This is a genomic window from Prevotella sp. P6B4, from assembly GCF_000619985.1.
GTDB lineage: Bacteria > Bacteroidota > Bacteroidia > Bacteroidales > Bacteroidaceae > Prevotella.
In genome coordinates this window covers 16,044-27,892 of record NZ_JHVE01000007.1, presented here as the reverse complement: position 1 = coordinate 27,892, position 11,849 = coordinate 16,044, and the positions used below count along the sequence as shown (strand labels likewise).

10 protein-coding genes are annotated in these 11,849 nt (G+C 51.1%); 3 read left to right on the top strand and 7 right to left on the bottom strand.

The window, feature by feature from the left end; translation table 11 throughout:
* Window positions 1–4 precede the first annotated feature (4 nt).
* Window positions 5–1,180, bottom strand: coding sequence for an MFS transporter (locus T491_RS0106100; RefSeq protein WP_028903103.1), 1,176 nt, complete (start codon window positions 1,178–1,180; stop codon window positions 5–7).
* 106 nt (window positions 1,181–1,286) lie between these two features.
* On the opposite strand from T491_RS0106100, the gene T491_RS0106095 reads away from it, so the two are divergent.
* Genes T491_RS0106095 through T491_RS0106085 form a run of 3 tightly spaced genes read left to right on the top strand, consistent with a single transcriptional unit; the run spans window position 1,287 to window position 3,363 of the window.
* Window positions 1,287–2,096, top strand: a complete 810-nt coding sequence (locus T491_RS0106095) for an RsiV family protein (protein ID WP_081773265.1) — start codon at window positions 1,287–1,289, stop codon at window positions 2,094–2,096.
* Window positions 2,093–2,719: a 16S rRNA (guanine(527)-N(7))-methyltransferase RsmG gene (gene rsmG, locus T491_RS0106090; RefSeq protein ID WP_028903101.1), complete on the top strand. Its 627-nt coding sequence runs from the start codon at window positions 2,093–2,095 to the stop codon at window positions 2,717–2,719. The genes T491_RS0106095 and rsmG overlap by 4 nt, the downstream gene beginning before the upstream one ends.
* Window positions 2,716–3,363, top strand: coding sequence for an MBL fold metallo-hydrolase (locus T491_RS0106085; protein WP_028903100.1), 648 nt, complete (start codon window positions 2,716–2,718; stop codon window positions 3,361–3,363). The genes rsmG and T491_RS0106085 overlap by 4 nt, the downstream gene beginning before the upstream one ends.
* 16 nt (window positions 3,364–3,379) lie before the next feature.
* On the opposite strand, the gene T491_RS0106080 is transcribed toward T491_RS0106085, so the two are convergent.
* From T491_RS0106080 to T491_RS0106050, 6 genes are all read right to left on the bottom strand, one after another.
* A complete protein-coding gene (locus tag T491_RS0106080) occupies window positions 3,380–5,077 on the bottom strand; it encodes a SulP family inorganic anion transporter (RefSeq protein WP_028903099.1) in 1,698 nt (565 codons plus the stop codon).
* A 152-nt stretch (window positions 5,078–5,229) separates the two neighbouring features.
* Complete coding sequence (locus tag T491_RS0106075) at window positions 5,230–5,982, bottom strand: exodeoxyribonuclease III (RefSeq protein ID WP_028903098.1); 753 nt, start codon at window positions 5,980–5,982, stop codon at window positions 5,230–5,232.
* Complete coding sequence (locus tag T491_RS0106070; protein ID WP_197018808.1) at window positions 5,939–7,045, bottom strand: cache domain-containing protein; 1,107 nt, start codon at window positions 7,043–7,045, stop codon at window positions 5,939–5,941. The genes T491_RS0106075 and T491_RS0106070 overlap by 44 nt, the downstream gene beginning before the upstream one ends.
* Before the next feature lie 96 nt (window positions 7,046–7,141).
* Window positions 7,142–8,551 carry a glycoside hydrolase family 57 protein gene (locus tag T491_RS0106060; protein WP_028903095.1) on the bottom strand — a complete coding sequence of 470 codons (1,410 nt, stop codon included), beginning with the start codon at window positions 8,549–8,551 and terminating at the stop codon, window positions 7,142–7,144.
* Window positions 8,552–8,586: 35 nt separating this feature from the next.
* The gene (locus tag T491_RS0106055; RefSeq protein ID WP_028903094.1) at window positions 8,587–9,858 is read right to left on the bottom strand and encodes a glycosyltransferase family 4 protein; all 1,272 of its coding nucleotides are present in this window, start codon (window positions 9,856–9,858) and stop codon (window positions 8,587–8,589) included.
* 12 nt (window positions 9,859–9,870) lie between these two features.
* Window positions 9,871–11,820, bottom strand: a complete 1,950-nt coding sequence (locus T491_RS0106050; RefSeq protein WP_028903093.1) for a glycogen debranching enzyme N-terminal domain-containing protein — start codon at window positions 11,818–11,820, stop codon at window positions 9,871–9,873.
* Between the last annotated feature and the right edge of the window lie 29 nt (window positions 11,821–11,849).

The window sequence follows — 11,849 nt, the reverse complement described above, 5'->3', positions numbered from 1 at the left end:
AGTATTATCTGTTTTTGTTGTTAGTAAACCAGCTATGTGTAAAATGGTACATGCCCAGTGCCAGCACTACCAATACCAACGCTACTATCAGTGCTGTGATGGTATCGCCATGAAACAAGGCTATGCCAATACCCACGCCCCATGCTATACCACTCTCCCACCCAAGCAGGAAGGTACTCTGCGAAGTGCCTCGCTGACAGTGTCGACTCAACTTGATAAAAAACAACAAGAATCTTGAACCTATCAGTCCGATACCCATGCCTATGAACAGAGGAGCTGCCACCATCACAATAGGCAGGTCGCGCGTAATCATCATGAGCAGCGCAGCACCTATCAGAATCAAGCCAGTCACCACCTCACTCTTCAACTCTGCATCCTTGAAAACGAAGCGCTGCGATAGGATTGCGAGCACAAAACCCATCATCATTGTAGAGTAGAAATGCTCTGAAAGCACTACAGAAAAGATCAGGCCTATGGCCAGAGTCACCAACTGCAGATTGACAAACAGGGGGAATCCGTGAGGCAGGAAGAAACGGTCTAAACTCATCGTTGGGATATCATCTTGAGGCGCACGGAAAGGGAAGTTCACCAACAATACCAACACCATCACAGCCACAGCGCACACCATGGCGGCTGTCACTACGAGGTGGAAACCACCAATGCGCCAGAACAGCAGTCCTGCCATTGGTCCCATCGACAAGGCGAAACGCGAGAACCAGGCTGCCGAGTGGTTAGCCTCCGTGCGTTGGAACGACTCACAGGTATCAATGATGAGTGTACTTGTCAGCACCATCTGTGCCAATCCGAAGACTGCCCCCCAGGCAAATCGCTGCACAAAGATGACTACAGGCGAAGTTACATGCATATGCAGCCCATCAAGATAATACAAGGTAGCTATTAAAAGAGCTTCGACCATTACCGCAATGATGCACACCTGATTTCTACGATAGTGCTGAACCATATACGATATGAATGCGCCAAGTGCGAAAAGTCCTACGCCGAATGCTCCCATGGCGATGCCAGCATCCTGTGGCGAGAACTGCTGTTCTTCCAGCAGCCATTGCGGCATGGTAGGCACCAGCATATAGATGGTCATAGCCAATAGGAAGTTGGCAATTGCCATCAGCCAGAAATCCTTATGCCACAACCTGATGTGTACGGGCGTGTTCTGAGAATTCATTTTACGATTTGAAACTATTTCGGGTGCAAAATTAGTAATTTTCTGCGAGAAATTTGTTATTTTCGTATTTTTAGTGTATTTTTGCGCAAAAAATAAGTAAAACAACATGTCTTATCGAATAAAATGGACGTTTTTTCTGCTTTTACTGATGGTTCTCTGTAGTTGTAGCAACGAGAACGACGGCAAGCTCACATTCGAACGCCTGGAGGCGGAAAAGAGCGTCAAACTCTCTAACGAGGAACTCTCACCGCTGTGCAGTGTGAGTCTGAAGATGGATTGCGCAACCAAGGAGAGTGGTAAGGTAGGCGAAAAGATTAATAGCACCATCGTGTACCGTCTGTTTAATCAGGACGGCATCAGCATGCAGGCTGCTATGAATCAGTATACTGATGCCTATACCCTGTCATACAAGCAGCACATGCTGCCACTCTATAACGAGGATCGCGCCGATACCACTAAACGCTCGTGGTATGAGTTCCACTACATCATCAATGCCACAGCCGAACAAACCTCACGCCGCACATTAGCCTATCTGGCTACCATCGACTACAGCGAGGGGCATGCCAACAGCATTCACCAACTTGTGCCTTTCAACTTCTACTCAGCCACTGGCGAAGAGATTCTTCCAAAGGATATCTTCGTGGCAGGCTACGAGACCCAGTTGCCACGCCTGCTACTTGAAGCCCTTATGCAGAAAGCAGAGGTCAACGACCTGAGCCAGCTGAAGGAGAAAGGCTATCTGACCACTGTCGACATGTACGTGCCCGAGAATATGATTGTGAGCGACAATACCATCACCTTCATCTTCAATCCCTCAGAGATTGCCTCACTCGAGCTGGGCACCATCGAGTTGGTACTCACCTATGCCCAGATGCAGAAATTCATCAAGACATCATTTATCAAGACACTACAATGAACGCAGAGATTATCTACAGATACTTCCCCCATCTGAGTGACGAACAGCTGAAACAGTTTGCCGCCTTAGGCGAACTCTATCGCGATTGGAACAGCAAGATCAACGTGATCTCGCGCAAGGATATCGACCACTTCTACGAGCACCACGTGCTCCACTCATTGGCTATTGCCAAGATTGTAAACTTCCGTCCAGGCACGCGCATCCTCGATTTTGGAACAGGCGGCGGCTTCCCTGGTGTACCCTTATCCATACTCTTCCCTGAGTGCCAGTTCAAACTTATCGACGGCACAGGCAAGAAGATTCGTGTGGCACAGGAGGTATGCAATGCCATCGGCCTGAAAAACTGCGCCCCAACCCATCTACGTGGTGAGGACGAGAAGGACAAGTACGATTTCATTGTCTCACGTGCTGTGATGCCCCTATCCGATCTGGTCAAGCTCATGCGTAAGAACGTCTCTAAAACCCAACAGAACGCACTGCCCAATGGTGTCATCTGTCTGAAGGGCGGTCATCTGGAAGCAGAATTGAAACCTTTCCAGCGCATCGTAGAGACTACGGACATCTCACAGTTCTTCAGTGAGGAGTGGTTTAAGGAGAAATACATTATCTATCTGCCACTATGATCACCGTCAAGTCGTTCTGTTTCAATCTCCTTCAGGAAAACACCTATGTGGTGAGCGACGATACACACGAGTGTGTTGTCATTGATTGTGGCGCCTACTATGAGGAAGAGCGCCAGGCCCTGGTCAACTATATCAACAACGAGGGGCTCAAACCTGTCCATCTGTTGTGTACCCATGGTCACTTCGACCATAACTTCGGCATCGACACCATCTATCAGCAGTATGGTCTTCAGCCAGAGATTTCAGCCGATGACGAATGGCTCATCAGCGATATTCCAGGTCAGTTCGAAGCGATGGCAGGTATCCGTCTCAAGCGTAGCTATCCAGCGCCAGCCCGTTACTTCAGACAGGATGAGGTCATCTGTTTCGGTACCCACCAGTTACAGGTGCTACGCACCCCAGGCCACACCCCAGGCGGCGTGAGTTTCTATTGTGCCGAGGAAAAAAGTGTGTTTACAGGCGATACATTGTTCCGCATGAGCATAGGCCGCACCGATTTCGAACGTGGCAGCTATGCCGATATCATGCACAGTCTGCAGTCTGTTCTTGCTGCCCTGCCTGCCGATACCAGAGTCTATACTGGTCATGGGCCGCAATCCAATATCGGCGACGAGAAACAGTATAATCCTTATATGAACGCATAAAAAAAAGAGTTGGTGTTTAAACCAACTCTTTTGCTCTTTCTAATGCGATATTGATGTGCGAGCAAATATTTTCCTCGCCTAACATCTTATCCAATCCTGCCTTATGGAGTACAGCCTGTACTGTTGGGTTCACACCCGACAGGACAACCTGGATACCCTCGTTCTGGCTCATGGCACAGAGGTTGGTCAGGTTGTGGATACCTGTAGAATCCACGAAAGGCACCTTACGCATACGGATGATACGCACCTTAGGACGCTGGTGCCCCATGGTACTCATCAGGTCTTCGAACTTGTTACCAGCACCGAAGAAGTAAGGACCGTTGATCTCATACACCTCTACGCCCTCAGGGATGGTCAGGTGCTCCAGATTACCCATCTGGAAGTCGCTCTCTTCCTCTTCTGGGTCAATCTCGTCGCTGATTACCTTCACATCGGTAGTCTCAGCCATACGACGCATGAACAGCAAGCAAGCGCAGATCAGTCCCACCTCGATAGCGATGGTGAGGTCGAAGATGACCGTCAAGAGGAAGGTCACACAGAGCACAATCACATCGCTCTTGGGGTTCTTCATGATTGAGGCAAACGAGCGCCATCCACTCATATTGTAGCTTACGATAACCAGCACACCAGCCAGACAAGCCATAGGGATGTACTTGGCGAGCGGCATGAGGAAGAGGAATATGAGCAGCAGCACGGCAGCATGCACAATACCAGCCACAGGTGTACGACCACCATTGTTGATATTGGTCATGGTACGCGCGATAGCACCTGTAGCGGGGATACCGCCAAATATAGGACTGGCCAGATTGGCCACACCCTGTGCAATCAATTCTGTATTAGAGTCGTGGCGATCGCCAATCACACCATCGGCTACTGTGGCTGAAAGCAAAGATTCTATAGCACCCAAGATGGCGATGGTAATGGCTGGCGACACCAGGCCCTTAATCACGTCCCACGACAAGGCGGGCATCTCTGCATCAGGCAACTGGTTCGAAATCGAGAATCTGTCGCCAATGGTTTCAATACTCGTCACGCCAGCATACTGCTTCAGCAGCAGTGCAGCTATAGTCATCACGATGATGGCAATCAGCGATCCAGGCAGTTTCTTCAGCACACTGTTGTACTTGGCAATCATTGGCCAGCCAGCAATCACTGCTACAGAGCCAATACCCACAGCCGTACTCCACAGGTCGATTGTGCCGAAGTCGCCAATATAGGCCCCCCATTTCTCAATGAAGTCGCTGGGCACGCTCTCCATCGTCAGACCAAACAGATCCTTGATCTGTGTGGTAAAGATGGTGAGTGCGATACCACTGGTAAAACCTACTACAATAGGATATGGGATATACTTGATGATGGTGCCCAGATGCAGCACTCCAAACATAATCAGGAACACACCTGCCATCAGTGTGGCAATGGTCAGTCCCTCGAAACCATACTGCTGGATAATACCATAGATAATAATGATAAACGCTCCTGTAGGTCCACCTATCTGTACCTTCGATCCACCCAGCAGCGAGATGATCAGTCCGGCTACGATAGCGGTGATGATACCCTTCTCAGGGGTTACACCTGATGCGATACCGAATGCGATGGCCAATGGCAGTGCCACGATACCTACGATGATACCGGCCAGCAGGTCGGTGGTAAACTGTTGTTTGTTGTAGTGCCGAAGTGTCGACAAAAGTTTCGGCTTGAATGCAAATGTTGTCATCATCCTTCTATTAATCTCTATTAATAAACTTGTTATCATGAAAAAACGGCTGCAAAGGTATAAAAAATATAAATCTTCAGCAACTTTTGCATGGTTGTATTCTGAAAAACCTTATTTTTGTTGCCACATATCAAGTCCTGTTTATGGTGTTACTAAAGAAACAATGTCAACTCTACTGGGCAGTGATCGCTGCCCAGTATTTCGGTATGTATCCGGGCATCGTCCATGCGCTCACGCAGACGGTCGCTGATCACAAAATAGTCGATACGCCAGCCAGCGTTCTTCTGTCGCGCCTGGAAGCGGTAGCTCCACCACGAATAAGTCACCTGTTCAGGATACTTATAGCGGAAACTGTCAGTAAACCCTTCGCCCAGCAGTTTTGAGAACTGCGCGCGCTCCTGATCAGTAAAGCCGGCATTCATGCGGTTGGTCTTGGGATTCTTCAGGTCAATCTCCTCGTGGGCCACGTTCAGGTCGCCACACAGGATGACGGGTTTCTTGGCATCGAGCCCCTTCAGATAGGCACGGAAGTCGTCCTCCCATGTCATACGGTAGTCCAGTCGTTTCAGTCCGTCCTGCGAGTTGGGTGTATAGCAGGTCACCAGATAGAAGTCGTTCATCTCGAGCGTGATGACGCGCCCCTCATGGTCGTGCTCATCGATGCCGATGCCATAGGTCACACTCAGCGGATGGTGCTTGGTAAAGATGGCGGTACCGCTGTAGCCTTTCTTGTCGGCATAGTTCCAGTAGCTCTCATAACCTTCGAAAGCCAGGTCCAGCTGCCCTGCCTGCATCTTTGTTTCCTGCAGACAGAAGAAGTCTGCGTCGAGTGTTTTGAACACCTCACTGAATCCCTTACCTTCACACGCCCTCAGGCCGTTCACATTCCAGCTTATCAGTTTCATATTTCTTCTTTAATTCTATTCTTATATATACATACGCCACTATAACCAGTAGCAGGATAGCCGCCAGCAGCATTGCCACAATCTTCAGTTCGTAAGCCAGCACCTGCATGTCAATCAGTCCGCATGGCACCACCGTCACCATCATCCAGTTGGTATATTTCAGTGGTGTGTAGAACAGGTAGCAGTCCTCGCCCTTGAACAGGTAGCGTTTGTCGCTCTCCAGACTGCTCAGTCGACCTCCTTTCATTTCTTCCAGCAACAGGGCACGCTCCTGTGGTGTATGGCCTTTCACATAGTCGTAGAATATGCCTCTCATCAGATGCCGCTCATCAGGATGGGTGATAAACGTGCCGTCGTAGTTGATGATGAAACTCTGCGACTCCAGGTCGAGCCACTGGTTGAAAAAGGCGCTATGGGCATTATAGGAACTGTCAGTCTCAGCCAGTTTGTCTGTCAGCCAGTCGAGCGATATGTCGGCTCCCAGCACAGCCACTGGTCTGCCACTCTTCTCGTGTATGGGCACCATATAGGCAGCCAGTGGAGTTTTGTTGTCGTAGCCATCGTAGAAGGGTTCGCTCCATTCAGCCGTATCACCCTCGATCACGCTCTTGAACCAGCGTTCGTTCAGGTAGTCAAAGTCCTTGTCGCCCTTCTCGTCAGTCAGTATCTCCTCTGGGTTCTCTGGGTTGCGCCAGGCAAACGGGCAGTACTTATGTCCCTTTTTGCGGTAGTAGTCCTTGATAAAGTTCATGCCGCAGCTATGCACACGGTTTCCCTGCCTCACAATACGTGCCATCACGTCCACCTGCCCATCGGGCTTGTCGAGGGTCTGTTCTATATAGTACACATTGTTTGTAACCTGCACATACACATCCGACAGCACCCGTCGCGTGTATTCATAGTTTATCAGCATCTTGTGGTGATAGGTCTCGCAATATAGCGCCGACATTTTCTGCGATGTATTCGTGAATATCAGATACGACACCCCAGCCATCAAGACCAGCCCCCATACCAAGAGTCTGACGGCAATCTTCCTTGCTAATGATTTCGGTTCTTTCTTCATATTGCCCATTCTTTAGTTTTTTTTCTCGAAGTGCTGGCACTGCCCCCTGCAGCACCAGCACTTTATAGATGTACAGATCATAAAGATCTGCGCTGTCTACTTCTTTTCAGCCTTGGCAGCCTTAGCCTTGGCAGGCGCCTTCTTGGCAGCAGGCTTCTCAGCCTTGGCAGCAGCTTTGGCAGCAGCCTTCTTGGCAGGCTTCTCGCCCCCCTCCAGCTTCTCAATCTTAGCCTTCAATCGGGTAATCTCCTTATCCTTCATCTCAATCTCGTCGCCCTGATTCTTGATGGTAGTCAGCAGACCTTCGAGCTCATCGTTATCGATGTCGAGTGGATAGAGAGCGTTTACTCTGTTGATGAAGTCGCCCAGGATGTTCATATAGTTGGTGAAGGCATCAAACGGTCCGCTGTAGATACCACGGTCCAGTCCTACGTTAGAGGGCTTGGTGGTCATGAAGCGGAAGTTGTTCGAGGCCTGCAGATAATCCCAGTCCTGATTGATGCGGGGATCGTTGGCGATACGCAGACGATCGGCCACGCTGTAGAGCTTATTGAAAGCCTCGCGCTGCATGGCGTTACCCAGCCAGCAGCTCACGTCGCGCTCCTCGTCCACCCATGAGAGTGTGTCAGGCACATCGAGCTGACTCACGCTCTTGCAGGCCTTGCATATCTCCGTAGGTGTAGAGAAGATGATACCCTTGGCCTGAGCCTGTGCAGGCAGCGCCTTCAGGAAGTCGAGGATATTGCTCGACAGTGGCTGGGCGATACCCAGAGCCGAGAGTTCCATGAAGATATTGATGATCTGCTCCTCTTCAGGCAGACGTGCAATGCGGTCGATATAGGCATCGGCAAAGAGTGGATAGCCATCCCACTCCGAGTTGTTGAAGCGCAGCGAGATATCGTCAGAGAGTTCGATGTCGCGCAGCAACAGCTTCAGGTTTGGTGCCAGATTGCAGTGATATACATAGTGCGGACTCTTCCAGCCGAGCACGTGTTTGGCCCCCTCGGTGAGCATACCCTTGAAGCCCATCGAAGCCACCTGGGCACCGATATCGTCGCTATAGATGAGCGAAGAGTTACGCAGCACGGTTGGCTTCTTGCCAAACAGCTCCTCAATCTTAGCACATTGCTTCTTCACATCGACAGCAAACGAATCAGGGTTGGCCAACGACGACAGGCCGTGGCTGTAAGGCTCAGCCAGGAACTCCACGCAACCAGTCTCGTTCATGGCCTGCAGCTTCTCGAGCACCTGTGGAGCATGCATCTCCAACTGCTCGATACCTGTTCCAGAGAGACTGAATGCCACCTTGAAGAACTTGCCGTGCTCCTTGATCATGTCGTGCAGGGCATTGAGCGCGGGCATATATGAGCGCTCGGCGATATCGCAGATGCTACGCTCGTTCTCGTAGTCATCGTAATAATAATGATCAGTGCCGATATCGAAGAAACGGTAACGTTTCAGATGAATGATCTGATGTATCTCGAAATATAAACAAATTGTTTTCATAACTTTACTTTTTTACCTTTTTACTTTTTTACCTTTTACTGTTCCCAGCCGAGGGTACGGAGATAGAGTGTACGGATCCATGCCCCCACCTTCTCCCACGTAATCTGGTCAACCTCCTTCTTACCCTCGTCCTTGAGGTAGTTGAAGAGCGACTCATTGTGGCAGATAGAGTAGATGGCATCAGCCAGTGCGTGGATGTCCCAGTAGTCAACCTTGATACAGTTATCCAATATCTCAGCGCACCCCGACTGTTTCGAGATAATCGAAGGCGTGCCGCACTGCATGGCCTCGAGCGGCGAGATGCCAAAGGGTTCACTGACAGAAGGCATGACATACACATCAGAGTTCTTCAGGCACTCGTACACCTGCTTGCCGCGCATAAAGCCAGGGAAGTGGAATCTATCGGCAATACCACGCTCGGCAGCCAGCTGGATCATAGCGTCCATCATATCACCCGAGCCAGCCATACAGAAACGCACGTTGCGCGTACGGTGCAGCACCATGTTAGCGGCCTCAACAAAGTACTCGGGTCCCTTCTGCATGGTGATACGTCCTAAGAAGGTAACCACCTTCTCCTTGCCCGTATGGTCGGCACGTGGAATATCCTGATACTCCTGAGGCAAGGGGTACACAGCATTGTGAACGGTGAAGCACTTGCGTGGGTCCTGATGATACTGGTTGATAACCGTCTGACGGGTCAGCTCGGATACACACATAATGCAGTCGGCCCAGTCCATACCGTTCTTCTCGATGCTGTACACAGTAGGATTCACCTTACCACGCGAGCGGTCGAAGTCGGTAGCATGTACATGGATACAGAGAGGTTTGCCACTCACCTGCTTGGCATGTATACCAGCAGGGAAGGTAAGCCAGTCGTGTGCGTGAATGATATCGAACTCCTCGGCACGTGCCACCTGTCCGGCAATGATCGAGTAGTTATTGATCTCCTCGTGCAGGTTGCCAGGATAACCTCCAGCAAACTCCATAGCACCCAGATCATTCACATTCATATAATTAAAGTCGGCGTAGATATGGTCGCGCAACTTGAAATAGTAGTCGGGGTCCATAATATGGCCCACGCGCTGCTTCACATAGTCCCAGCTGACGTCGCGATAGGCAATGGGCACAGCGTTCATGGCAACGATACGGCAGGCGTGCTGGCTCTCATCGCCGAAGGGGTGAGGCAGGCACAGCACCGTCTCGATATCGCCCTGAGCCTTCAGGCCCTCCGAAATACCATAGTTAGCGGTGGCCAATCCACCGAATACATGAGGAGGATACTCCCATCCAAACATTAATACTTTCATAGCGTTTCCTCCTTACTTTTGATATGAATATTTTTCCATCAACTTGAGCGTGCGGAGAATCTCGGCCACGTTCATGGCAAACGACATGGCGCCACGTCCATGGAATGGCGGGTTACCGTCGAACAGCTCAGAGATGGTGCCGATGGCATGATAGTCCATCTCGTCCTCATAGCCCACCATCTGTCGCTCCACGAAACTCAGGCGCGAACGCTTGTATAGCCTCAGACAGGCCTCCAGGTAGAATCCGCCCAGCCAAGGCCATGCAGTGCCCTGGTGGTAGGCATAGTCGCGCTGCGTCTGCGGCCCCACATAGATGGGGTTATAGCCGCCGCTCTTAGGCGACAGCGAGCGGAGTCCCTTCGGTGTGAGCAGCTCGCGCGTACAGATATCAACCACGCTTTTCATCTGCTGCTGGTTCAGTGGCGAGTAGTCGAGCGCCACAGCGAATATCATGTTGGGGCGAACACTCCAGTCCATCATCGTGCCATCCACGTAGTCGAGCAGATAGCCGTACTCGTTGACGAAAGTCTCAATAAACGATTCCTTCACCTTGGCAGCCAGCGCCTCAATCTTCTCGGCACCTGCCGTATCGCCCTTCTCGCTGGCCATCAGTGCGCAGAACTTCAGGGCGTTGTACCACAGGGCATTAAACTCTACGATATAGCCGGAGCGAGGCACCACGGGCCTGCCGTTGGCAGTAGAGTTCATCCAGGTCACAGCCTTATCCTTTCCGTTCGAGTAGAGCAAGCCATTGTCATCCAGGCGCAGGTTGGGATGCTTGCCATCCAGAATGTACTTGATAATCTTGTGCAGCAGCTTGCCGTACATCTCAAAGCACTTGTCACGGCCCACCTCCTTGGCGTATTGCTGCATGGCCCATACGGCCCACAGGGGCACATCGGGCTGTTCCATCTCGTAGATCTTGCCACTGAGAGGCTTCTCATCCATAAAGGCGCGCAGGTCGCGCTCAGCGGTTTTCATCACCTTCTCGAAATAGTCGGTCTCGCCGATAGCGAGGGTCAGTCCCGGCAGGGCGATGAATGTATCGCGGGCACGGCACTTGAACCAAGGATAGCCAGCCAGCAGATAGCGGTCGTGGTTTTTCTCCTTGCGGTGGAACTGGTGTGCGGCAGTCACTAAGCAATGGTAGAAATTATCGCGTGGCACACGGTCGTTCACCTCGTCGTCGAACAGTTTCTTCATGGCCGATGGCTTGATGGCCGAAGTCGATCCCGAGAAGATGATGCTCTCGCCCTTCTTGATAGGCATGTCGAAATAGCCAGGCACGTAGAGGTCCTCGTTCGAAGCGTAGCCACGCTCCTGCTCCTTAGGATACTCTACGCCACGATACCAGTCGGGCTGGAAAACGAATTCATTTTTCTTTGAGAACTGCATGTACAGATCGGGGTAGCCGGCATACATACAGGTTTTGATACCGTTATCAACGGTGCTGTACTCTCGACTGGCGGTGGCGTTCTCATGGGTAAACTGTCGCACGCTGCGGAACGCCAGGAAGGGTCGGAAACGCAGGGTGGTGGCCGAGTGGGCATCAACCAGCGTGTAGCGTATCAGGATACGATCCTCGTAGTGCTGGAAGATCACCTCCTTCTTCAGGATCACGCCGCCGACACGATAAGTAGTAGTAGGCACCTTGGTGGCATCGAACTCACGGATGTACTTGTGTCCGTTTGGACTGAAATTGTTGCCTTGATACTTGTGCAGGCCGAGGTTGAACTCAGCGCCATGCTGGATCACCGTGCAGTCGAGCGATGATAAGAGCACGTGGTTCTCATCGTCGAGCTCAGGCACAGGCACCACCAGCAGTCCATGGTATTTGCGCGTGTTACAGTCTACCAGTGTAGAGCTGCTGTAGGCGCCCGAACGGTTGGTTCGGAGGAACTCACGGACCAGACTTTCCTGCAGGTTAGTCATCACAGCTTTTTCTAAACGTAGATAGCTCATAGTTCCTGTCTAAAGGTATTTATTAGTGA